This is a genomic window from Prochlorococcus sp. MIT 1314, assembly GCF_034093315.1.
Lineage (GTDB): Bacteria > Cyanobacteriota > Cyanobacteriia > PCC-6307 > Cyanobiaceae > Prochlorococcus_A > Prochlorococcus_A marinus_Y.
Window position 1 is genome coordinate 68203 of the sequence record NZ_CP139300.1, and the last position, 22430, is coordinate 90632.

The following is a 22430-nucleotide window of genomic DNA, read 5'->3' on the forward strand; positions in this document are numbered from 1 at the left end:
TTTGATTTCGTTTTTCATGTCATTGAGTCCCTACGATATTCCACCTCAAGAAAATAAAGGGAAGTGGTTTAGGAGTCATTTACTTGGTAGGGAAATAGAACTTGGTGAATTGTATAGCCTTGGACCAAATGATTTGGATTTGCTTATGGCTGAGACTGCAGAAATAAGAAGCGACCTTGATTTTAAGGAAAAGAATATTGGTAAATTTAGGACCGCAGGATATTTCTTGGAGTTAGCACGGATAATTGAGAAAAGAAAGTTGTTAGAAAGCTAATTATAAGGGAAATAATTCTTTCTAGAATTTGGGCCCCATAATTCATACTTATACATTAAGGATTTAAATTTTCTATCATTTTCAAAAGAATCTAACCAGTTTTTTATTGAGGGCTCCAAATAATTTGTTATTTTTTGACTTTCACAAGCGATTTTAAATTGTCTTACAAAAGGCCAAATAGACCAATCAGCGATTGTGGGGTTATCTCCAAACAAGTATTTGCTTTCTTCAAGAAGTGCGTTCCATCTCTTAATAAATTTAATCGCCTTTGAGAAATGAAGTTCTTCATTACTATTCTGATATCTTGGGGCATATTTAAATCGATCTAAATGATATTTGAATTCATTATCGTTTTCATTAATTATTTCAAGAATATCTTTTTTCTTATTATCAGGGAAATAGATAACTTTAATGTTTTCCTTTTTTGACTCTGAAAGTGCCCATAGGATGATTTCAAGACTTTCTTCAATAACTTCACTATTTTTTTTTATTAGGATTGGAACCGTTTTTGTTCTTGATTTATTTAGGAAATCAGGAGGTTTATTTTTTAAATCAATTTCTCTAATTTCTACGTTGATTTCACAAATCAACAGGGCCCATCTAACACGAATTGCATATGGACATCTCCGAAATGAATATAAAATATCATTTGTCATTTTGTAAAAACTTTTAATTTCCTAAATTCTTTTAGTATTATTTAATTAGGAATAGATTTAATTGTACAACGCAAATGTCGGGATATGTTTACCTCATAAGAGTCGGAGATCTTTATAGAATTGGAAAAACGGATAATCTTGATAAGAAAATTAAGAAATTAAATCCAGATGAATTATTAACATCAATTATGACAAAGGAGCCAGAGACTCTTGAAGCCAGGTTACTAAGAAAATATAAATCCCAAAGAATTCCTGAAACTGGTTATTTAAAGCTTTCTAAAAGACAGATTAGAGAATGTAAAAAGCAATTTGAATTAAAGGGAAGCTTACCTCACACTTTAGATGCTGAAGTTTCCATTACTTTGTTTGCCTCTTTTTTATTGTTTTCATTAAGCTCCTTGACTTTAAATTATTTAAATTTTGGATTTTTGAAATCCATTTCTTATGCGTTTGGAGCGGCATCTCTACCAATGGTTGTGTTATTTGTTACAGGTAGTTTTGGGGGATATTTCTCTGAGGATTTCTCTCTTTTTTCATTGTTTACTAATCGAATAAAAGGCTTATTTATTGCAATTGCAATGTTAACTATGGCCTATTTAATTTTTAATTTAGGCTAAATTTCATAATTACAATTTAAGGCGATTTCAAATGGAACTGATTGTGTTGGAAGCTTCAGAATAGTTGAACATATCTCAGCAATATCCTCAGGTTGAGTCATTCTTGATTTGTCTAGTGAGGAGATGTTTTGAGCCATTTCTGTATTAACCCAACTTGGGCAAATTGCTGAAATTCTTATATTTTTATCCCAACCTTTATTTTTCATTGTTTGGCATAATCCCATCAAAGCAAATTTTGAAGAAGAATAAGCGGCTAAATCTCCTTTGGATCTTTTACCACTCATTGAAACTAAAACAATTATTCTTCCTCTTTCTGAAGCACATAAATGTTCCCAAGAAAGCCTACATAAATTCCAAATTGCTAAAAAGTTGATATTTAGTGTATTTAAAATTTTTTCTTCATCGCCGTCTTTAAATAAGAAAGGAACTTTTGATAATATTCCAGAACAATTTATTACTGAATCAAATCCTCCATATTGATCTAAGGTATTTTTTATCCAATTTTCGGCTGAAATTTTTTTTAATGCATCATATTTGTTAATTATAATTTTCCCTTCTGGCCATTTGTTTGGATCAATCACACTTCCTTTTAATGATTCTAAATCTCTAATGCCAACACTAATTCTGTTACCTTCTTTTAATTCTTTATGTGCAATATTTAGTCCAATACCTCTATTAGCTCCACTTATTAGAATGGTTCTCATTTTGAAACTATATATTTGGGAATATTATCCTAAGCAACATTTTAAACTCTCTACCATGCATAATCATCAGACCTTTCTTTACGCTCCATGGGGCCTTTATAAACATTATGCACATTGCATATACAATCTCTCTTAAGGATAAAGTATCAGTTAGAAAACCATACCATTGATTTTTGGGTAGTTTGAAAAAACTGCCAAAAAATTCTCTCAATAGTTTTTCGTCAAATCTCATGAGTTTTTCCAATCCAAATTGGTAAAGTGATTTCTTTCTAATTAATTCTTTTGACCATAAAGTTTCCCAACCCCTTCTAGCAATATGATAGGTACTAAGATTTTTGTTTTTAATAGCTTCTGATACTGCTTTTGCAACAAGTGGAGCTCGTCTTAAAACATTACCAATTAAGTATCCAGATGCAGGATGCACCATTGAAGCAGCGCCTCCATATCCAAGTAATTGTTGTTTGAAATCTGGTATTGGCATATTCATTGGGAGAAACAAACCAAGTTCTTCGTGTTGCATACTTGTGATAGATATATTTCGATAAGATAGCCTTTTTTCCAATCTCTCTTTTAAATTTTCCATTGTTAAAGGATTTACTAAACCTAGTGATGTTTCTTCAAGAAAATATTTTCCATTTCCCATATCCATTGCATACAGAAAAGTGGGTGGTTCTTTTTTTTGCTCTTCATTAAGATGGTCATTTCTATAATCCATTAAGACAAACTGACCTTCTTTAAGGGGGGGTTTACTAAAATTACCGACTATCCCGTAACAAGTTTGGACTGCTAAAGGACCGCATGATTTTAATTTAAGAAAAACAGGATCATATCCTGTCGCATCTACTACTAATCTTGCAGAGTATGTCTTGCCATCATTTGTTGTTACAGTACTTTTATATTTTTCAAAATGTATTTTATCTGCATAGCCTTGATGCCATTTAATAAAAGACTTATTGCATTCATTAAGCCAAAAATTATGAAGTTTCTTCTTATCAAACAGTCCGTAATCTAATGAATGCTCCGTAGCTTTATTCTCATCGTGCTGCTCTTCTAAAGCGCCATGCCCAAAAAAACTTACAGTATTCTTCCATCTATATTCAAGTAAATCCTGAAGACCAAGTTGATCAACTTCTTTCCCCCAAATACCATAAGTGTTTGGCCAAGGTTCATCTGGGCCATTTGGAGAAAGGACTTCAACATCTAATTTTTCTTTTCCTAAAGCTGATGCAATTGCCATGCCTGCAGGCCCAGCGCCCAAAACAAGAACATCTGGCATGCTTTCTTTTGACATTAAATATAAATCTTATGATTAGAGAAATTTATGAAAGAAGGTATTATTTCTGAAATTAATTTTTTATATTTCATCCAATACTTAGTAATGAGAGTAGATTAATAATAATCAAATTACTCAATTTCTAGTGACTAAGTTTTCAGTGTTTTAACAATAATTTATAAGATTACAAAAAAAAAAAAAACATATATATTTTTTTATCATATAAAAATGTATATGTTTTTAAATGATAAAAAATAAAAATATTTTAATTACTGGAGGTAATTCTGGTATAGGTTTTTTTGCTACTATTAATTTACTAAAGAAGAAAAATAATTTATACGTTGTAATAAAATCTGAATTAAGGAAAAATGAATTTCTAAAAATACTTGAGAAATATTTTGAGAAAAATTACCTTAGTAAATATTTAAATATTATTGATAATTGTGATCTTTCAGATCTAGAGAATATTAAAAAAATTAAGGATTACTTTATTTGTAAAAAGATTTTTTTAGATGTAGTTGTTTTAAATGCAGGATTGCAATATACAGGTTCTTTTTACCCTAAAGTATCAAAACAAGGCTTAGAACTAACTTTTGCAGTTAATCATCTTGCACATTTTTACTTGGTAAATCTCTTAAAAGTTTTTGTTAGAGATAAAGAAGAATCTAGAATCATTATTACATCATCAGATGTTCACGATCCCAAAAGCTCAGGTGGAAGTATAGGAAAGAAAGCAGGACTTAATAATCTAGTTGATTTCAGGAAAAAAGTTACTGGGCAATTTTTAAATTTTAATGCTGATGAATCTTATAAAAATAGTAAGTTATGTAATATTTTATTTGCTAAAGAACTTATAAGAAAATTAAAAATGACCTCTAGTAAAATTTCTGTAGTTACTTGGGCTCCTGGTCTCGTCATACCAAATGATGATTCAGGTTTTTTTAGATATAGTAAACGTTTTAACCTCTTTGGATATTTGATTTTTTCTACAGTTGCAAGAAATATTTTGGGAATTTCTGAAAGTATAGAAAATGCTGGAAAGATTCTTTCTGAAATTGTCCTTGATTCAGATTTCAATAATATTGGTTATATACATTTAAGTAATAAACTTATATCTTTTAAAAAACATAAATTAGTTGAAAGTAATGTTAGTGATGAAGCAAATAGTTCCGAGTTAGCTTCAAAGCTCTGGATTTTAAGTGAAGAGATTTGCAGATCATTTGGCTTTGTTACTTTCAATATTTAAGGTTTGTGTTGGGAATGCAAACTCTATATTATTAACTGCGAATTCCTCAATTATTTTTAAATTTATAGATTGTTGAGCTTCCATTGCCGCAATATAATTATTTGTTGGTATGTAATAAACAAGTTCGAAATTAAGACTGAAGTCACCAAAATCTGTAAAATGACACCTATCAAAAGACGCATCTTTTGTCTCGTCGACTATTTTTTTAATTATTGTAGGAATCAATTTCATAAGTTTTGGAGAGGTTTCATAAATAACTCCTAATTTATGCACTAACCTCCTTTTTTCCATTTGAGCATAATTTGAAATTATTCCATTTGTTAGGGCGCTGTTGCTCATTACTATTACTTCTCCATTAATACTTCTTATCCTTGAGGATCTTACCCCCACCCTCTCAACCATTCCAAGGACTCCATCAGATTTTATAAACTCCCCTTTTTGAAAAGGTTTATCAAGCAAAATTGTGATATATTCAAAAAACTCCTGAACTGGATCTTTCAAGGCTAATCCTGCTCCAATACCACCTGCACTTAGTAGAGCCCAAATAGCAGTCATTTGAACTCCTATATTTTGTAAGAAAAATATTGAACCAATAGTCCAAGTTAATGCTTTTATCAACGGAGTTAGTGAAGATATCATTGAACTTATTGAGGAATCATTAATTTTTGATGTCGATTCTGTTAAAGATCTGATTAAAACTTTGTTTAGAGCTTTTATAATAATTATCAATATAAACAATTTCAGAATATTCAATAAGACAGAGATGAAAGTTATTTCATCAGCAAAAAAATAGTCAATTGAAAAATAAAATGAGAGTAGGAAACCTATAGGTTTTATAATTCCAGAGATTACCTCAAAAATAAAATCATCGAAATTTGTTTTGGTCCTTTTGGAGATCTTTTTAAAAAATATTTTTGAAAGTTTAGAAATTATTATCGACAATAAAATTGCAATAAAAAAAATGGATATTGCCAGAAGGAGGTTTTCAGTCACTAATTTCATGTTCAAATAAACTCTAAAAATTAATCTCTAATAAAATCTTAAATTATCTCTAAACAACAAACCAGTCTTAATTTTTTTTAACTCATTATTATATTTCTAATTTCTTTAAATTCTTTTCTATCAGCGGTTTTACATAATTCGAAAATTATTGATTCAGTAGTTGTTAAGGTAGCTCCCCTCTGAATCATTCTCTTTAAGGCTATTTCATGATCGACTCTATTTCGACTGCTCATAGCATCTGAAATGAGAATAACATCATATCCTTTTTGTAAACAATCTAAGACTGTTTGTTGAATACAAATATGCGTTTCGATACCACAAACTATCAAATCTGTAATTTGCTTATTTTTAAGTTCTTTAGTAAATTCTTGTTTATTAGCTAGGCTGAATTCCATCTTTTCAATTTTATTAAATTCGGCTTTGGGCAATAATTTAGGGATCGTTGAACCTAATTTTAGTGGGTTCTGTTCAGATATAAATATGTTTTCTTCTAAAATTTGGTAAGCATCTATTACCTTTTTAATGTTTTTAATTATTGAATCCTTATTAAAAATTGGTCTTATTATCTTTTCCTGAATATCAATAATTAATAAAGCGTTTACTTTCGGTGATGGTTTATCAGAAGAGTTTTCATTATCCTTCATTATTTCAAAATAAAGATATATTCAACATAATATTTTGGAGAACTTTAGTAAACATTTTAAATCAAAAAGTTGTTTTGCTCTCATCTAGAGTTATTATTGAGAATAGCCATGGGTTAATCGTTGTCATTATCCTCTCAATTCAATGTTATTACATCTCCTCTTGGCGATGGTTTACATAAAGATGGGAAGAGGTTAACTCCTCAGAGACTTAAGGTTCTTAATTTGTTTGAAAATATAGGTTCTGGAAAGCATCTTAGTGCTGAAGAGGTTCATGAAAAGTTAGTTAAATCAAGTTCCAAAGTTTCACTTGCAACAATTTATAGAACTTTAAGACTTTTAGTTCAAATGGGTTTGCTTCATGAATTAGAACTCAGTGAGGGCGGACATAGATATGAATTGCTTAGTAATGACACTCCTGATCATCATCATTTGATTTGTATTAGGTGTGGAAGAACAGAAGAATTTGAAAATGAAGAGGTATTAAAAGCTGGCAAAGTTGCAGCAAAAGTTAATGGGTTTAAATTAATTGAATCTTCTTTAAATGTAAGAGCTATATGTCCTAATTGCATTTAGTAGATTTTAAGTTAAAGTCCCTCCGCAACTTGATCCTGCACCTGCAGTGCAGGCAAAACAATGTTCTTTTACAGCCACTCCGTAGTCAAAAGTAAATGATTCATCCAATAAATCAAGAAGTGTCTTTGGACCTTTGTTCTCTCGGAAATTAATCTGTTGATTAAAGTCACAATCATAAATTTCTCCAAGCCAATTTACACTAATAGTCTTTTTGCACATAAGATTTTCTAAATTATTTTCATTAAAATTTTCTTTTAGTAATTTGTAATAAGTATCTAGTTTCCCTTCTCTTCTTAGAGATTCTTCATATCTATTTATTGGCATATTAGTAATTGTGTATAAGCTATTGAAAACAATATTATATTTTTCGAATAGTATTCTTTTATAATCCTTTTCTAATATTTCCTGAGAAGGAGGAAGAATTGGGCTTACAGGATTGTAAACAAGATTTAATTTTAATACATTTTCTTTCTTTCCATATCCTAAATCATTAAGAATTTTTATAGCTTTAATACTTTTTTCAAAAACCCCAATTCCCCTTTGAAACTCAACATTATTTTTTTCGTAACACGGTAGCGAAGCAGTAATTATCACTTTGTTCTTTGCAAGAAATTGAGGAAGATCTTCATAACCTTCTTCAAAGAAAATTGTCAAATTGCACCTATCAATAATATCAACTTGTTTTGTGCTCAAACTGGTTATTAGGTTTCTAAACTCTGGGTGAAGTTCTGGCGCACCACCTGTAATATCTAAAGTCTTGATTTTATATTTTTCAATTATTTTTGGAATAAGAGATATTATTTCATTAGACATCTTTTCAGTCCTTAGGGGACTCGAATTGACATGACAATGCTTACAAGCCTGATTGCATTTATAACCTATGTTAATTTGCAATGTTTCTATAGGTTCTTTATATATTGGGGGGAATTTTTCTTTCATAAATCTATTGTCATTTGAAAATTAAAAATTCAACTATCTTTTCTAAAGTTTGATCTCTTACTAGCAAGTTCAATAAACCAACTTATATATTCTTTGGGACCATCTTTAAAAACTATGTCAAACTTTAAGTTGTCAAAATCATCACTGATCCCTATTAAACCAGTTTTTTTTGTAGAGGGCCTTTCAACTTCACCAGAACTACTATCTACAAAAATTATTTTATTATTAATCCCAAATTCATTACCTAATATTTGTATAAATTCCAGAAAAGACCTGTCACTTCCTCCTCTTAAATAACTTTTTTCACCATTATGTTTTTTGGAGGTTACTGTGTCACCAACTCCTATAATTATAGGCATATCTTCTATTTGAATAGTTCTTTTGCATAAATCAATTTTTTCCTTAATAGAATTTGGAGAGTCTCTAAAATTAAAATTACTTCCAAAAGGAGCTTTACCAGTTTTATTCGCAATAAATTTATTTAAAAGAAATAAAACTCCAGAATCTTTAACTGCTCCTTTTATAAGTAGTTGTATGTCTGTTGATCCAATATCATATTTAGAAGAAAGTTTAATTGTTTCTATACCATTTTTTTTTCCTAAATTTGGCGAAATATGAAGGAAAAATGAGTTATTGAGGCCTTCCGACTCAGCTTTTAAGATGATTTCATTCATCATTTTTTCAAAACTAATTTGAATAAGCTTTCTTTTATCAGAATCTTTGTGAACTAAATCAAATAGACTATTGAAATTAATCGTTGGCGAGAAGCGTGTTTCACATATTGATTTTACTGCGTGAAAATTGATATCTTCTTGGCTAAGTTCAGGGAAAATATTCTTAACTATGAAATTAAATTTAGGTCTTATTAAACTAGGTACTTTAGATAAAAAATTTAGTTCTTTTTCTGAGACTCCTTCGAAACTTATTTCACCATTGTTGTCTTGATACTCTACTCCACAGGCTGCTAAACCTCGCAAATATAGTTTTTTGTTTTTAGGCTCATTAGTGCTCTTTAAACTCCTTTCAATTATTCTGTTAACCCCTCTTGGACCTTCATGTTCCCCGCAAGTTAATACAAAGAATTCCTCGGCAAATTCTTTTACTGCATAGATATATCTTGATTCTAATTTTCTAGTCATTGGGTCTTTAACTAAAGGGATACAAACTCCGTCAATGTCTTGAATAATTAAGATATTTTCAGAAGAAATTAATTGTTTTTGTACCTTTAAATTACTTGCCATATATTCCATATTTATAATTATTTCTTTTTAAATTTAATTTCCATTTTTAATAGAAATTATAAATTAAAAAATTCAATATTTACAATAAATAATTTGCTATGGTCAAGAATTGCTTTAATGTAGAAAAATATTGGTATGGGTAAGAAATTAAAAAAAATTATCAAGAATTTCCAAAAATGAATAATAATTTCATAGAAAACATAAATGATGAAAAATATTTTTATTCATTTATTGAAGATATAGAGAACAGCAAAGTTGGATTTTACAGTGTAGGTTTATATCCGGCATCACTTGCATACAACTGTGCTATGCATGGAAAATCAAATAATATTCTCTTAGCTCCTAGGGAAGATAGAGATTTGTTAGGTGCGTTCTCAAATGAAGTTCTTTCTGAGATGGATAATAAAACTATTGAAAAGATTAAGAGAATGGGACATTATTCTTCAGAGGGAATAAGAAAGTCTTTTGATCTGAAAGATCTTCTCTTGGAATGTGAGATAGTTATTCTTGCTTCAAACAGTAATCATATACAAGATGATGTTAAAAATGCTTTAGAACTCAGAAAAAATTTAAAAAGAGAAAATGTGGTTCTTGGTTGTCTCGTCGGTTCTTTTTGTATTGATAATAAAAATAAAAAACCTTTTATTCTCTGTAATAAATATCCAAATTTAGCTTTTTTTACAGGATTTCATCGTCATGGAGCTTTACGAAATCCTAATGATAGTTTTACTGCAAATTTCTGCCATCCTGATGCCCTAACTTCTTTAATAGGAGCTCGCATTTTGAATCAATTGTCACCGAAAATTCAAGTTTCTCCTGGAGTTCATAATATTGAGTGTCAATATATAAAATCAATAAAAAATATCTCATCCATATTTGCAGGTTTTGTAAATAACTTTCATTCCGATAAGCCAGGAATGCTACCTACCATTAATACGATTTTGTTAACTCAATGTTTAGATCAAGCCGCATCAGTATCATTACAAGTAAGAAAAGAAAATAAATTAGAAAATAAATATCTTTCATTAAAAGAACTTGGTTATGGTGAAGAAATAATTAGTGCAAAGGAAATAATTAATGATAAATTTTGTGAAAAAGGAGATTATACTTTTTCTCAATTAAATGCTGTCAAGGCTGATGTCTTAGGGAGTATGACTCTACCAACGGAAGGAAAACCAACAAGGAATTTTCAGGCAGGACAAGTTTTATCAGATATGCTTTTGAAACTCAACAGATGTCCAAAAGATGTCTCGGAATTTGTAATTTGGTGTAATCAATATTCTCTTAGTCAAGGAGGTTTAGAAGGTCTAAAATCCTTAAAATTTTGGCCGGAAATTTATAAAGAATTCAAAATCAAAAATAATAATTGTTCAATGATTAATCTGATTTATTTATGCTTTTATGCTAATTCAGAAGAAAAGAAAGAAATTTATAAGGTTTTAATTAGTTCAGAAGAAATCACTAATTTTTGCCAAGAATCTGTGAAATCTGAATTATCTTTAGAATTAAATGAAAAATTAAAAGGAGATTATCTTTTTAATGATATTGAAATCCTTTACAAGAAATTGTTTATTGACAAAGCGGAAAACGAACTTGAAAAAAATGAATATAGTAATCAAATTTCAGAGAAAAATCCAAGTTATATCAATGTTTTGAAAATTATTAATAATTACTTTAATAATTGATTATTTATTTAATTTATTAAAAAGCTAAGTTCTTCATTTATTTACTAATTTTGATTGCGGGGTTAGAATTATTATGGTTTTAAAAGGTTTTTTTTGAAAAAGGAATTAACACATCGTTCTCATGAACTGAAAGCTCTTGGATGGAATCAAGAAGACTTAACAAGATACGAAGATTTATGGGACTACAGTCAAAGATGGGGATTAATAAATTTAGAAAGAGAAGACAGACAGTTTTTGAAGAAAGCAGAAAAGTTGCTACCAAAGATCCAAAATAAAAAGATATCCGTTAAAAAAACTATTGAAGAAAAATCATATTATTTATGGTTAAAATTTTACCTCGATGAAATTAATATTTTTAGTAATTCTAATCTTCCAAAAAATAAACATGGTGTTTGGACACTCTTAATTGAAGAGGAAATAAAACTTCTTAAAGAATTACAACCAGTTATGGGTCTCCCAGATACCTTAAAAGCTAAGAATATATTCGAAATTAGAAAAGAAGTCATAAATAAAGCTTTTAGAGAATTTGAAGCTAAAAACAATGATAAGGTTTTCAATTTTGATGAGGTTTTAAATAACTCTGAAAAAGATGTTGGTAAGAATTGGAAATCAATTACTGAAAAAGATCTTGAGGCTAATAAAACTTTCCCAATAATTGATTCTGCAAATATTGAAAAACTCAGATCTGTGATAAAAGAGGATTTGAGTTTATATATGAAAGATAATTACCCTTCATTAAAAAAGGATTTATAAATATTTATCTTTTTTTTGTTTTTTTTTTGGACTTTTTTAAGTTAAATAGATATAGGATTATTTAAAAATTTTGAGCAACCAAAAGTTCGAGACTCTTCAGTTACATGCAGGCCAAGTTCCTGATCCAACTACAAATTCTAGAGCAGTACCTATTTATCAAACTAGCTCTTATGTTTTTGATAACGCAGAGCATGGAGCGAATCTTTTTGGATTAAAAGAATTTGGAAATATTTATACTCGACTTATGAACCCCACAACAGATGTCTTCGAAAAAAGGATGGCAGCTTTAGAGGGAGGTATGGCGGCACTTGCAACATCCTCAGGTCAAGCTGCGCAATTCTTAGCAATCGTGAACTGCATGACAGCGGGAGATAATTTTGTCTCTACATCTTTTCTTTATGGTGGGACCTACAATCAATTTAAAGTACAATTTCCAAGATTAGGAATAGAAGTTAAATTTGCTGATGGCGATAGTATCGATAGTTTTAGAAATAAAATTGACGATAAAACCAAAGCAATATATGTCGAATCAATGGGAAATCCTAGGTTCAATATTCCAGATTTTGAGGGGCTTTCTGCTTTGGCTAAGGAAAATGGAATTCCTTTAATAGTGGATAATACCCTTGGTGCTGGGGGTGCTTTAATAAGACCAATTGATTTTGGAGCCGATGTAGTTGTGGAAAGTGCAACGAAATGGATCGGAGGACATGGAACAAGTATCGGCGGGGTTATAGTTGATGCCGGAACCTTTGATTGGGGAAATGGTAAATTCCCACTAATGAGTGAGCCAAGTGCTGCTTATCATGGTCTCGTTCATTGGGACGCTTTTGGTTTCGGTAGTGAAATTTGCAAATCTTTGGGAGTTCCTGATAACAGAAATATAGCTTTTGCATTAAGAGCAAGACTTGAATGCCTAAGAGACTGGGGATCAGCTCAAAGTCCTTTTAATTCTTTCTTGTTATTGCAGGGTTTGGAAACTCTAAGTTTAAGGATAGAAAGACAAACTTCTAATGCTCTTGAATTAGCAAAATGGTTAGATTCTAATTCTAATGTAAGTAGTGTTAATTATCCTGGCCTAGAATCTGATCCATATTATTCAAGTGCCAAAAAATATACTACTGGAAGGGGAATGGGTTGCATGCTTATGTTCTCTCTTAATGGAGGTTATGAAAATGCAGTAAAATTTATTGATTCCTTAAAATTAGCGAGTCACCTTGCTAATGTTGGTGATTCAAAAACTTTAGTAATTCATCCCGCCTCAACAACTCATCAGCAATTATCTGAAGAAGAACAATTATCTGCAGGAGTTACTCCAACTATGGTAAGAGTTTCTGTAGGAATTGAGCATATTGATGATATAAAAGCAGATTTCGAACAAGCACTTTCACAAATCACGTAGGAAAGGAGATTTATTGGCTTTAATAATTCCTAGTAACTATCACAAGATTAGTGATGTTGAAAAAAATCATATATCTTGGATCGAACCAGAATTGGCAAAAAGACAGGATATACGTCCTCTAAGGATTGGTATTTTAAATATCATGCCTCTTGGCAAGCAGTATGAATTTAATTTACTCCATCCACTTGGTTTATCTCCACTTCAGATTGAGCCAGTTTGGATAAAGCTTAAAACTCACTCTTATAAAACATGGGATCTTAATCATCTAAATAATCTATATATAACTTGGGAAGAAGCAAATAATCCAGAACCTTTAGATGGAATAATTATTACTGGAGCACCTATTGAGCACCTAGCCTTTGAGGATGTTAAGTATTGGGATGAATTTGTGAAAATTGTATATGAAGCTAGAAATTCTTGTGCAAGTACTCTTGGATTATGTTGGGCTGGCTTTGCGCTGGCTTATTTGGCAGGTGTTGATAAGAAAGTTTTTGATAAGAAATTATTTGGGGTATTCCCTTTAAAAAGTCTTGTTCCTGGACATCCTTTGATGGGGACACAAGATGATGAATTTATTTGTCCTCAAAGTAGATTTGCAGGATTACCAGATTTAGAGATGGAGAAGGCCCAAAAAGAAGGGAAATTGAATTTGTTAGCTTATGGAGAAAACGTGGGATATACAATATTTGAATCAAAAGATCAAAAACAACTTATGCATTTAGGTCATCCTGAATATACGGTGCATAGAATTATTAGTGAAATTGAAAGAGACAAAGAAAAGGGAGATGTTCCAGCTCCTGAAAATTTTGATCTAAAAAGTTCAAAAACCGCTTGGAGATCTCATAGGAATTTGCTTTTTCAGCAATGGCTTTGGTTTTGTTATCAGCAAGTTAGTCTTAATTAATTTTTTTAATGGGCGCTTTCCATCCCACCTAGTCTTTCAAATAAGTTAAGACTTTCTTTATTTAATCCTATAATTTCAACTTTAGAACCGCCATTCTGGAATTTTCTAATAATTTGCTCAAGAGCAACAACGCCACTTTGATCCCAAATATGAGCTAAAGACATATCAATTACAATTTTTTCTGGATGTTCATGAATATCAAATCCTTGTAAAAAATAAATTTTACTTACAAAAAATAATTGTCCTTTTACTTTGTAAGTAGTCAAATTATTTTCTTTTGATCTTAATACAGTTATAACTTTTGCGACTTTTCTGCTGAAAAGAATTGCAGCTAATGCAACTCCTGCAATAACTCCAAGTGCAAGATTATGAGGTTTTGTAAGCATAGTAACTGCAAAAGTCATAAGCATGACTAAGGTATCGCTTTTGGGTATCTTTCTAATATTTTTTAATCCATTTATATCTGCTGTACTTATTGCGATCGTTATCATGATTGCTACTAAAGCAGCCATTGGTATTGCTCCAATCCAAGACTTCAAGAGGATGATCATAATTAGTAGAGAGATACCTGAGGAGAGGGTTGATAATCTAGATTTGCCGCCATTTTCAGTATTCATTACAGATTGCCCAACTAAGGCACATCCTGCCATTCCACCAAATAAAGATGCCATAATATTTGCGATTCCCTGGCCTCTTGCTTCCTTATTTTTATTAGAACTTGTATCAGTTACATCGTCTAAAATATCTTGAGTTAAAAAAGTTTCCATTAAACCCACAAGTGATATTGCAAGTGAGGTCGGTAAAATTATCCCTAATGTTTCGAGACTAAAAGGTACTTTTCCATTTTCTATTGATCCAAAAGGCAAAGAAATACTTGGTAATCCATCAGGTAATTTACCTAAATCGCTAACTGTTGGTACGTCTAGATTAAAGAATATGCTTATAAGAGTAATTATTACTATTGCGATAAGTTGAGATGGTATTACTTTCGTGATTTTTGGAAGCCCATATATAATTACTAATCCTAGGATTACAAGGATCCAAACCACTGGGATCTGAGAGTTGACTGGGTATTGACTTAAAGTTTGTTCAACTAATCCTTTTGATTCTTTAATACCTATCCCTAATTGAGGTAGTTGTGCTTGAAATATTAAAAGTGCCAGTGCATTTACAAATCCACTTAATACTCCTGTTGGGACGAATCGCATTTGGTAAGCAAGTCTTAAATATCCCCAAAGAATCTGGAAAACTCCAGTTAATATTCCAGCTGCAATAAGATATGGGACTCCTAATCCTGGAGCTTTTGATTCTCCATAAGCAACAAGTCCAGTCATCAAAAGAGCTGTTGAACCTGTGGCTGAAGTGATCATTCCCCTTCTTCCTCCAACAATCGCAATTGTTATAGATAAGCAAAATGCACCAAAAAGGCCAACTTTAGGATCTACACCAGCTATACCTGAAAAAGCAATTGCTTCTGGGATCATGGCAAAAGCAACAACTAAGCCAGAGAGAATATTTGACTTTGGATCATCTAACCAATTTTTAGATAAATATCTTGAGAAATTTGACATTGTAAGTTTTTTCATAATTAAGAAGTTACCTCATAAAGGAGGCAAAATACCTTGTGGGTCAAAAATATTCTTTAAAATTTTTAATTCATTCATTCTATTTCCAAATGCTAATGTAAGTTCTTCATCATGAGTATTTAAATGATTATGCAATTGGGCTAAGTGAATATTTGGATAAAACCTTTTTAGGTTACTCCATGATTTATAAATCCAGTCCAAAGCGACTTCTCTTTCTTTAAGATCATTTTTTTTCCATGATGCATATATCCATGGTTTCCAAGTGCTTTTTCTATGAACAAAAAAGCTTGAGCCATGATTTAACTTTTTGGTTTTGCAACCTAATTGTTGAGAAGCAACATAACAGGAATTATTAGGTTTATTGTCCATTATTTCATTTAAACATTTTATGAAAATTGGTATATCATTTTTTAAATCTTCCCCAAGAAGACTAATTACCTCAGAATGGTTATTTGCATTCAGCTCGTATAAATTCAATTCCTTTGGGAAGAAATTTATATTGTTAAAGTTCTTATAAAAATTTTTTTCTAGAGCAGGAAATTTTTCTAGAAGCATTAAGTATTCTTCTGTTCTTTTATCATTTAAATTATTTTTTAGTTCAGCAAAAACATATATGTAAATTTTTTGGGCATAAATCCATTGAAGACTAATATTTTCTGGAAATTTCTCTGATATTTTTATTATTTCTGTAAGTTCATTGATATCTACAAATCCTTCAATAACCTTAATTGGATTAGATTGGATAGTCTTAAGTTCTATTTCGGTAATGATTGAGAAGAAGGGTGCTGCGCCTTTAACTGCTTCCCAAATCAATTGTTTTTCTGGATTTATTTGATTTTTCTTTAAAGAGATAAATGTGCCATTACCCAAGAAACCTTTTATTGATTCAATATTATCAATGGCTAATCCGTAGGCTCTACTAAGTGGGCTTACTCCACCAGTAAGTATATAGCCTGCCCCAGGAAGTTTAGAAAGTCCGATTGGAAAACTTTGATTATATTTTTGTAAATGATTTAATAGATCCCCCATTATTACTCCACCTCCAATTGTTACTAAATTACTTTCTCTATCTAGGTGAATTTTGCTGTAATTTTTTCTTAGATCAAGAGTTGTAAAACCATTTTTTGCACAGCTAGAGGTTGTCCCTCCACTACATACGCAAATGTGCTCGAATTTTTCCTTAGAATAATTATTCCCATTAAATAAGGAATCATCCACGTCATAAATTAATTTCTTTAACTTTGCGTCCTTTGAGTTAATATTTGGAATTTCAAGCAGGTTATTATTTTTTTTCACTACATAATATTGTTCTTTACTATTATGGTATAAGTAATATTTTAATATTGGATAATTTAGATTCGAAGTTAAATAATCAAGTCGCGATTCTTATCTGTGGACACGGAAGTAGAAATAAACTAGCCATTACTGAATTTCAAGCATTAACTAAACTTATCCAAAAAAGATATCCGAACATTTTAGTTGAATATGGTTTCTTGGAATTTGCAAAACCTTCACTTGTTGATGCTCTAGACAAGTTAAAAGATCATTCTATAAAAAAAGTAATTGCAATACCCGCAATGCTTTTCGCCGCTGGCCATGTGAAAAATGATATACCTAGCTTGCTTATGAATTATTCAATTAAAACAGGCATTGAAATAATTTATGGAAGAGAATTAGGTATTAATAATTTAATGATTAGTGCAGCTTGTGAAAGAGTAAAAGATGTATTTAAAAAAAATAATACTCTCAAACCTGAACAATCATTATTAGTTGTTGTTGGTAGAGGCTCTTCTGACCCAGATGCGAATTCCAATGTTTCGAAAATTACGAGAATGATCGTAGAGGGTATTGGTTTAGGGTGGGGTGAAACAGTTTTTTCTGGAGTAACTTTCCCTCTTGTTGAACCTGGCTTGAAAAATGTTGTAAGACTTGGTTATAAAAATATAATTATTTTCCCTTATTTCCTTTTCTCAGGTGTGCTTGTCACAAGAATAAAAAGACAAAGTGATTTAGTTGCAATTGATAATCCACATATTTCATTTATACATGCAAAATATCTTTCATCACAGTCTTATGTGGTCGATACTTTTGTAGAAAGGATTCAAGAGATTCTTAATAACGAGGGTAAGAATTTTATGAATTGCTCCACTTGTAAATATAGATCAAATTTATTTGGCTTTGAAAAAGAAGTTGGAATGGTACAAGAAAGTCATCATGATCACGTAGAAGGTTTGGGTGTCAGCTGTGATTTATGTGATCCTGAATGTAATGGTGCTTGTGAAATACAAAATCAAATCCCAACTCATAACCAAGAGAAATCAAATTTACCAGAAGGTGGATACTTGGAACATGAAAATGTGGATGCATATCAACATGACCACCACCACCACCATAGTATTTATCCAAATTCAAAACACCCTTTAGGACCTGTCACGCTTCGCTTGCCTAATGAAGATCAAATCTTAAGAAAATCCATTGAAAACGACTGAATCATCTGTCTCTTTCTCGACTAAGTCTTAATAGACTCAGTATATATAAGAAATCTTAATATAAAATCTTGAAAGTATTTTGAACTGGATTTTCCACAATTTCTAGGTCGTTTTCCACGTCCAAATCCACATTGGATTAGAAATGCCAGTATTTTTCACAAAAAACAGGACTTCAACATTATTGTTGACTTTTTTTTTTGCCCTTATCAATTTTTTTATTTAAAAAGTATATTTTTAAGAATTTAATTTATAACATGAGTCTCATATGATAATTTTAAAAGTTATCTGGTAAATCTTTTTTGACATTTAGAAAAAAAAACATAATTATAGTTGTGTAGAAAAATAAGTTTATGGATCAAATCAGCCAAACAAATTTATCCGACGTGAATAACGAGGAATGCTCTTTAAATAAAGTCTCTTTAGAAACAGAGCTTTCAGAAACTCTCTATAACACTATGAAAGATTTCGTATTAAGTAACCCAACTTGGGATCAATATAAGCTTATAAATTCAGCATTAGCTACTTTTCTGATTCAAAACGGATGTACTGATAATACTGTTTCAGAGATTTATTTAAATCAACTATTTACTCCTTCTAAATCTTTTTAATATTTAGGCAGGCTCTCCTACACAAGGCCATCATTGTAAGCGTAGGGCTTTGCCAAGATGAAGTTGGCCAGCAGGCTCCATCTAAAACAAGTACATTCTTGCATCTCCATATTCTATTGAATCTATCAACTACGCTATTTTCTTCATTGGTTCCCATTGGTGCCCCTCCAACTTCATGTATGTAATATCCTGGAGGTGGGGGACTATCTGAAAGTGCGATCAAGTTTTTTGTTAGTAAGCTACCTAATGGGATATTAATTAGTTCATCAATATTTTTTATTTCTCCATTTGCAGCTTTTATTGATTTTTGTATTGTCTTTTCCATATGTTTTGCCATATTTAATTCATTTTCGCTCCATTCGAATTCAATGTAGGGAATTGGGATACCCCATTCATCTGTTTTATTTGAGAGAGAAACTGAGTTTTTCTCTCTAGGAAGGACTTCTCCATGGGCGATAAGAAAGCCAATGGATGAGTTTGTGTCTTTTTGCAAAAATTTAGGTATCCCTAATCTATCAATTGCTCCCCAGATTCCATAACCTCTATTGAAATTTATTTCGTCAATCTTTGGTAAATTTGAACCAAATGGAATAAAGAAGCTGCCTGCTCCAGAAAGATCGGGAGGATTATCTAATGGTTTTACTGAGTTCTTTGTTTTTGGGACTGAAAAAAATCTACAGATAGATATATGGTCCATGAGGTATTTACCTAATTTTCCAGAATTATCTTTAAAACCTGAGGAATTTGATTTGCATTCTGAGTTCAGTAGTATTCTGAGAGTTGAAATTGTTGATGCGCAAAGAAGGATTAAATCACAATTTAATTCTTCTTTGCATCCATTTTCTAGGTTTACGATCGTTAGTTTTGATGCAAGCTCTGTTATCTTGTTAATCTCAAAAGACTCCACTAGGTGATTTGAGATTATTTGAACATTTCCAGTATCTAAAGCTTTTTTTAAAGTGCTTCCTAAACTGGAGGACTTCGGCCATCTTTTGTCTTTTACTGATGAATTACGGTCAAATCCTCTTGATTGGATAAATGGATAGTTTAATTTTGATTTAACTTTTCTGCCAAAAACATTTTCATTTTCTGTAAGAGGGATCTCACTAATATATTTACCATTTGGGACTTCCTTAATATCGTCTTTTCGTCCATAGATTCCGCAGAAACTTTCAATGAAGTCATAGTGAGGGGATAGTTCATCGTATGAAATAGGCCAGTTCGGTCCGAATCCGTCTTTTTTGGCTGGATGAAAATCTTCTGAGGAAAATCTTAATGTTATGCCTCCCCAAGTTAATGTTCTCCCCCCATATTGTTTACCTTGAGTCCAAAGGAAGGGCTTGTCTTTGGGGAATTCATAAGGATGCCTCAATTCATTTGAATATAAATCAGGATTATTTTTCCAATAACCAGGATGTTGGCATTGATTGGCATGTTTTTTTGTTAAAACTCCTGATAATCTTTTAAATGTACTTTTTGGCTCGTGATTACTAGCTTCATGTCTTTTCAATTGAGGCCCTGCTTCTATTACTAAAACTTTAATCCCCTGTTCTGCCAATGTAAGTGCTGCTATTCCTCCTGTAGCTCCAGAACCAACAACAATTGCATCATAAGGACTTATATCCAAAACCTAGTTCGTGATTTATTATTTCAATAAATATAGCATTCAGTAAATAATTAATTTTTAGATTTCAGCTTAAGAAGTTAGAATTTATTGAAAAACTACTTAAAAAAATGAGATTTATAATTTTACCCGTAATAATAATTGTTTTAACCCTCCCTGTTAGAAGCTTCGCCGCGTTGGATTATGGTAAACAATCCTTGGTAGGAGCTGATTTTTCTGGGTCTGATTTAAAAGGAGCAACTTTCTATTTGACTGATTTACAAGACGCAAATTTATCAGGTTGTGAACTCCAAAATGCGACTCTTTATGGAGCAAAATTGAAAGATACTAATTTAAGTAACTCCAATTTAAGGGAAGTAACTTTAGATTCAGCTGTTTTAGATGGAACTGATTTATCAAATACTAACTTAGAGGATTCTTTTGCTTATAGTACACAGTTTGAAAATGTAAAAATCAAAGGTGCAGACTTCACAAATGTTTTTTTGCCAAAAGATATTGTTAGGGAATTTTGTGAAAGTGCCTCTGGCACTAATCCAATCACAAATAGAGATACCAGAGAAACTTTAGATTGCGATTATATTTAGATTTATGCACATACAAGTTCTTTTTTAATTTTTCTTTGTTTATAAAGTGATCTTCCAATAGGCCAACCTAAAGTAGATAAATGTCTCATTAAAGAACCTGAGTATTTGAAATAAAGTTTGTCTGAATATTTGATACCAAGTTCTTTTAGAGTGGCTAATAACAAAAGTAGATCTTTCTTGTTGCCTTTCTTCATATCCAATAATATTAGGGATTGACTTGATAATTTTTTTTCTAGAACCTTATCATTTTCAGCAAAACCAACTTTAAGTAAATTAAATTCATCAGAATAAAGAGTATAAATTATTCCATCTTTGAATTGATCTTTAGAAGTATCTACATTAAACCTTGATGATATTAATGTTTTGTATCCTTTTATGATTTTTCTGTTATTCATAATTATTTGATTTCATTCTGAGCTATTTCGAATTTCTCCAATAGATTGTTTACTTCTGCAAGTGCAATCCTCTTTTGACAGGCCGAGTCATATCTATTTACTGCTACTGAAGGTATTGAACCTTTGCTTTTCATTTCCCTTATACCAGTTTCTAAACACTGAAAAGCAACACTCGAAAGATCCCTACCTTCTGCAGCAGCCCACACTTTCAAAAGATAAGTAAGATTTGATGGTACTGAGATCTGTACTTTGTTTGAATTTGAAGTATTTAATGCAATATCATCGAGACTAATTTCTTTAGAGGAAATAGTTTCTTTAACCTTTTTCTTTAAAATTTTTACATGGCTTATAGCGTCCTCTTTATTCTTGATTTTTTGTTCTATTTTAAATAACTCTTCTTCAGAATTAATTAAAGCTTCTAATGCCCATTTAGCATCATCTTTAGCAATGGCGGTTCTATCAAGCCATTCATCTCTTATTTTTGACCAATTACTAGGCATAAGCTTTATGCGATAACTCTATACTAATTAAATCTATATAGATTGTCTATATAATCTAATTAGATTTAATATAGATTATAGATAGTTTAAGATTTCGTTTTTATTGGGATCTGGCATCTTCAAAATAATTTTATTTAATACTTAAAACTTTAGAATCTATCCAATATGGGTTTATTGGGATTTTTTTCGGTAATGGCATATGATAGATAATTAAATTTTTTATGTTATTTTTAGTTATTTGTTTATAAATTAAAAACTTCCGAGCTTTTAATCTCTTTCAATAAGTTCAATTTTATATCCATCAGGATCCTCAACAAAAGCCAAGAGAGTTGCACTATTTTTCATTGTTTTAGGTTTGGTGGTTACTTTACAACCATTATTTTCTAATCCTTGGCAAATAAGATGAATATCTTTTACTCCAATAGCTATATGACCATACTTATCTCCAAGCTCATAGTCTTCTGACTTTTTGCCCCAGTTATAAGTTAATTCAATTACTGTGTTTTCTTTTTCTGAACCATACCCAACAAATGCCAAAGTAAATTTACCATGAGGGTAATCCTTTTTTCTTAATAAATTCATTCCTAATTTATTCACATAGAAATCAATGGATTTATTTAAATCTCCAACTCTCAACATTGTATGAAGGATACGCATTTTGAATTATGAACCTAATTCTATTATCTAATATCTAACAACCAACTGCTAGAGATGATACTGTAGAGGCTAAGGGT

24 protein-coding genes are annotated in these 22430 nt (G+C 30.9%); 11 read left to right on the top strand and 13 right to left on the bottom strand.

Annotation, left to right across the window (positions count from 1 at the left end; genetic code table 11):
* Window positions 1-16: 16 nt before the first annotated feature.
* Window positions 17-274 (top strand): hypothetical protein, encoded by a 258-nt coding sequence (locus SOI86_RS00340; protein WP_320682530.1) that lies wholly within the window; start codon window positions 17-19, stop codon window positions 272-274.
* Here SOI86_RS00340 and SOI86_RS00345 read toward each other — a convergent pair.
* Window positions 271-930, bottom strand: a complete 660-nt coding sequence (locus tag SOI86_RS00345) for a glutathione S-transferase (RefSeq protein ID WP_320681658.1) — start codon at window positions 928-930, stop codon at window positions 271-273. The genes SOI86_RS00340 and SOI86_RS00345 overlap by 4 nt on opposite strands.
* Before the next feature lie 74 nt (window positions 931-1004).
* On the opposite strand from SOI86_RS00345, the gene SOI86_RS00350 reads away from it, so the two are divergent.
* Window positions 1005-1547 carry a GIY-YIG nuclease family protein gene (locus SOI86_RS00350; RefSeq protein WP_320681659.1) on the top strand — a complete coding sequence of 181 codons (543 nt, stop codon included), beginning with the start codon at window positions 1005-1007 and terminating at the stop codon, window positions 1545-1547.
* Here SOI86_RS00350 and SOI86_RS00355 read toward each other — a convergent pair.
* Together SOI86_RS00355 and crtL are read right to left on the bottom strand one after the other, a co-directional pair.
* The gene (locus SOI86_RS00355; RefSeq protein ID WP_320681660.1) at window positions 1544-2251 is read right to left on the bottom strand and encodes an SDR family NAD(P)-dependent oxidoreductase; all 708 of its coding nucleotides are present in this window, start codon (window positions 2249-2251) and stop codon (window positions 1544-1546) included. The genes SOI86_RS00350 and SOI86_RS00355 overlap by 4 nt on opposite strands.
* Window positions 2252-2258: 7 nt before the next feature.
* Entirely contained in the window at window positions 2259-3542 is a 1284-nt protein-coding gene (gene crtL, locus SOI86_RS00360; protein ID WP_320681661.1) for a lycopene beta cyclase, read from the bottom strand.
* Between the two features lie 226 nt (window positions 3543-3768).
* Here crtL and SOI86_RS00365 point away from each other — a divergent pair, with 226 nt between their 5' ends.
* Window positions 3769-4770, top strand: a complete 1002-nt coding sequence (locus tag SOI86_RS00365) for an SDR family NAD(P)-dependent oxidoreductase (RefSeq protein ID WP_320681662.1) — start codon at window positions 3769-3771, stop codon at window positions 4768-4770.
* Here the strand turns inward: SOI86_RS00365 and SOI86_RS00370 are convergent.
* Together SOI86_RS00370 and SOI86_RS00375 are read right to left on the bottom strand one after the other, a co-directional pair.
* The gene (locus SOI86_RS00370) at window positions 4741-5772 is read right to left on the bottom strand and encodes a mechanosensitive ion channel family protein (RefSeq protein WP_320681663.1); all 1032 of its coding nucleotides are present in this window, start codon (window positions 5770-5772) and stop codon (window positions 4741-4743) included. The genes SOI86_RS00365 and SOI86_RS00370 overlap by 30 nt on opposite strands.
* A 77-nt stretch (window positions 5773-5849) precedes the next feature.
* Complete coding sequence (locus SOI86_RS00375; protein WP_320681664.1) at window positions 5850-6416, bottom strand: hydrolase; 567 nt, start codon at window positions 6414-6416, stop codon at window positions 5850-5852.
* A 120-nt stretch (window positions 6417-6536) separates the two neighbouring features.
* Between SOI86_RS00375 and SOI86_RS00380 the strand changes: the two genes are divergently transcribed.
* Window positions 6537-6989, top strand: coding sequence for a Fur family transcriptional regulator (locus SOI86_RS00380; RefSeq protein WP_320681665.1), 453 nt, complete (start codon window positions 6537-6539; stop codon window positions 6987-6989).
* Between the two features lie 6 nt (window positions 6990-6995).
* Here SOI86_RS00380 and arsS read toward each other — a convergent pair whose 3' ends face one another.
* Window positions 6996-7928, bottom strand: a complete 933-nt coding sequence (gene arsS / locus SOI86_RS00385; RefSeq protein ID WP_320681666.1) for an arsenosugar biosynthesis radical SAM (seleno)protein ArsS — start codon at window positions 7926-7928, stop codon at window positions 6996-6998.
* 29 nt (window positions 7929-7957) lie between these two features.
* Window positions 7958-9178: a glucosylglycerol 3-phosphatase gene (gene stpA / locus SOI86_RS00390; RefSeq protein WP_320681667.1), complete on the bottom strand. Its 1221-nt coding sequence runs from the start codon at window positions 9176-9178 to the stop codon at window positions 7958-7960.
* A 167-nt stretch (window positions 9179-9345) separates the two neighbouring features.
* On the opposite strand from stpA, the gene SOI86_RS00395 reads away from it, so the two are divergent.
* The 4 genes from SOI86_RS00395 (at window position 9346) to SOI86_RS00410 (ending at window position 13910) form a co-directional block, all read left to right on the top strand.
* A complete protein-coding gene (locus SOI86_RS00395) occupies window positions 9346-10854 on the top strand; it encodes a hypothetical protein (RefSeq protein WP_320681668.1) in 1509 nt (502 codons plus the stop codon).
* A gap of 93 nt (window positions 10855-10947) precedes the next feature.
* Window positions 10948-11607 carry a hypothetical protein gene (locus tag SOI86_RS00400; protein ID WP_320681669.1) on the top strand — a complete coding sequence of 220 codons (660 nt, stop codon included), beginning with the start codon at window positions 10948-10950 and terminating at the stop codon, window positions 11605-11607.
* Window positions 11608-11677: 70 nt separating this feature from the next.
* Window positions 11678-13006: an O-acetylhomoserine aminocarboxypropyltransferase/cysteine synthase gene (locus SOI86_RS00405; RefSeq protein WP_320681670.1), complete on the top strand. Its 1329-nt coding sequence runs from the start codon at window positions 11678-11680 to the stop codon at window positions 13004-13006.
* Between the two features lie 13 nt (window positions 13007-13019).
* Window positions 13020-13910 (top strand): homoserine O-succinyltransferase, encoded by an 891-nt coding sequence (locus SOI86_RS00410; protein ID WP_320681671.1) that lies wholly within the window; start codon window positions 13020-13022, stop codon window positions 13908-13910.
* Window positions 13911-13915: 5 nt separating this feature from the next.
* On the opposite strand, the gene SOI86_RS00415 is transcribed toward SOI86_RS00410, so the two are convergent.
* Both SOI86_RS00415 and SOI86_RS00420 read right to left on the bottom strand, forming a co-directional pair.
* Window positions 13916-15481, bottom strand: coding sequence for a SulP family inorganic anion transporter (locus tag SOI86_RS00415; RefSeq protein ID WP_320682531.1), 1566 nt, complete (start codon window positions 15479-15481; stop codon window positions 13916-13918).
* Window positions 15482-15511: 30 nt separating this feature from the next.
* Complete coding sequence (locus tag SOI86_RS00420; protein WP_320681672.1) at window positions 15512-16792, bottom strand: FAD-binding oxidoreductase; 1281 nt, start codon at window positions 16790-16792, stop codon at window positions 15512-15514.
* 47 nt (window positions 16793-16839) lie between these two features.
* Between SOI86_RS00420 and SOI86_RS00425 the strand changes: the two genes are divergently transcribed.
* A complete protein-coding gene (locus SOI86_RS00425; RefSeq protein ID WP_414477938.1) occupies window positions 16840-17985 on the top strand; it encodes a sirohydrochlorin chelatase in 1146 nt (381 codons plus the stop codon).
* A 350-nt stretch (window positions 17986-18335) separates the two neighbouring features.
* Entirely contained in the window at window positions 18336-18593 is a 258-nt protein-coding gene (locus SOI86_RS00430) for a DUF2811 domain-containing protein (protein WP_320681674.1), read from the top strand.
* Here SOI86_RS00430 and SOI86_RS00435 read toward each other — a convergent pair.
* Window positions 18580-20220: a GMC family oxidoreductase gene (locus SOI86_RS00435; protein ID WP_320681675.1), complete on the bottom strand. Its 1641-nt coding sequence runs from the start codon at window positions 20218-20220 to the stop codon at window positions 18580-18582. The two genes, SOI86_RS00430 and SOI86_RS00435, sit on opposite strands and share 14 nt — an antisense overlap.
* Window positions 20221-20327: 107 nt before the next feature.
* Between SOI86_RS00435 and SOI86_RS00440 the strand changes: the two genes are divergently transcribed.
* Complete coding sequence (locus SOI86_RS00440) at window positions 20328-20801, top strand: pentapeptide repeat-containing protein (protein WP_320681676.1); 474 nt, start codon at window positions 20328-20330, stop codon at window positions 20799-20801.
* Between the two features lie 2 nt (window positions 20802-20803).
* On the opposite strand, the gene SOI86_RS00445 is transcribed toward SOI86_RS00440, so the two are convergent.
* The 3 genes from SOI86_RS00445 to gloA all read right to left on the bottom strand — a co-directional run bounded on the left by SOI86_RS00445 (window position 20804) and on the right by gloA (window position 22353).
* A complete protein-coding gene (locus SOI86_RS00445) occupies window positions 20804-21196 on the bottom strand; it encodes an LEM domain-containing protein (protein WP_320681677.1) in 393 nt (130 codons plus the stop codon).
* A gap of 2 nt (window positions 21197-21198) precedes the next feature.
* Window positions 21199-21696 carry a VHS domain-containing protein gene (locus SOI86_RS00450; protein WP_320681678.1) on the bottom strand — a complete coding sequence of 166 codons (498 nt, stop codon included), beginning with the start codon at window positions 21694-21696 and terminating at the stop codon, window positions 21199-21201.
* Between the two features lie 267 nt (window positions 21697-21963).
* A complete protein-coding gene (gloA, locus tag SOI86_RS00455) occupies window positions 21964-22353 on the bottom strand; it encodes a lactoylglutathione lyase (protein WP_320681679.1) in 390 nt (129 codons plus the stop codon).
* Window positions 22354-22430: the final 77 nt, after the last annotated feature.

Coding starts and splice junctions, on each gene's coding strand:
- gloA (WP_320681679.1), bottom strand. CDS start 22,353: ATGCGTATCCTTCATACAATGTTGAGAGTTGGAGATTTAAATAAATCC.
- arsS (WP_320681666.1), bottom strand. CDS start 7,928: ATGAAAGAAAAATTCCCCCCAATATATAAAGAACCTATAGAAACATTG.
- SOI86_RS00430 (WP_320681674.1), top strand. CDS start 18,336: ATGGATCAAATCAGCCAAACAAATTTATCCGACGTGAATAACGAGGAA.
- SOI86_RS00355 (WP_320681660.1), bottom strand. CDS start 2,251: ATGAGAACCATTCTAATAAGTGGAGCTAATAGAGGTATTGGACTAAAT.
- SOI86_RS00415 (WP_320682531.1), bottom strand. CDS start 15,481: ATGTCAAATTTCTCAAGATATTTATCTAAAAATTGGTTAGATGATCCA.
- SOI86_RS00365 (WP_320681662.1), top strand. CDS start 3,769: ATGATAAAAAATAAAAATATTTTAATTACTGGAGGTAATTCTGGTATA.
- SOI86_RS00450 (WP_320681678.1), bottom strand. CDS start 21,696: ATGCCTAGTAATTGGTCAAAAATAAGAGATGAATGGCTTGATAGAACC.
- SOI86_RS00345 (WP_320681658.1), bottom strand. CDS start 930: ATGACAAATGATATTTTATATTCATTTCGGAGATGTCCATATGCAATT.
- crtL (WP_320681661.1), bottom strand. CDS start 3,542: ATGTCAAAAGAAAGCATGCCAGATGTTCTTGTTTTGGGCGCTGGGCCT.
- SOI86_RS00445 (WP_320681677.1), bottom strand. CDS start 21,196: ATGAATAACAGAAAAATCATAAAAGGATACAAAACATTAATATCATCA.
- stpA (WP_320681667.1), bottom strand. CDS start 9,178: ATGGAATATATGGCAAGTAATTTAAAGGTACAAAAACAATTAATTTCT.
- SOI86_RS00340 (WP_320682530.1), top strand. CDS start 17: ATGTCATTGAGTCCCTACGATATTCCACCTCAAGAAAATAAAGGGAAG.
- SOI86_RS00395 (WP_320681668.1), top strand. CDS start 9,346: ATGAATAATAATTTCATAGAAAACATAAATGATGAAAAATATTTTTAT.
- SOI86_RS00370 (WP_320681663.1), bottom strand. CDS start 5,772: ATGAAATTAGTGACTGAAAACCTCCTTCTGGCAATATCCATTTTTTTT.
- SOI86_RS00440 (WP_320681676.1), top strand. CDS start 20,328: ATGAGATTTATAATTTTACCCGTAATAATAATTGTTTTAACCCTCCCT.
- SOI86_RS00375 (WP_320681664.1), bottom strand. CDS start 6,416: ATGAAGGATAATGAAAACTCTTCTGATAAACCATCACCGAAAGTAAAC.
- SOI86_RS00350 (WP_320681659.1), top strand. CDS start 1,005: ATGTCGGGATATGTTTACCTCATAAGAGTCGGAGATCTTTATAGAATT.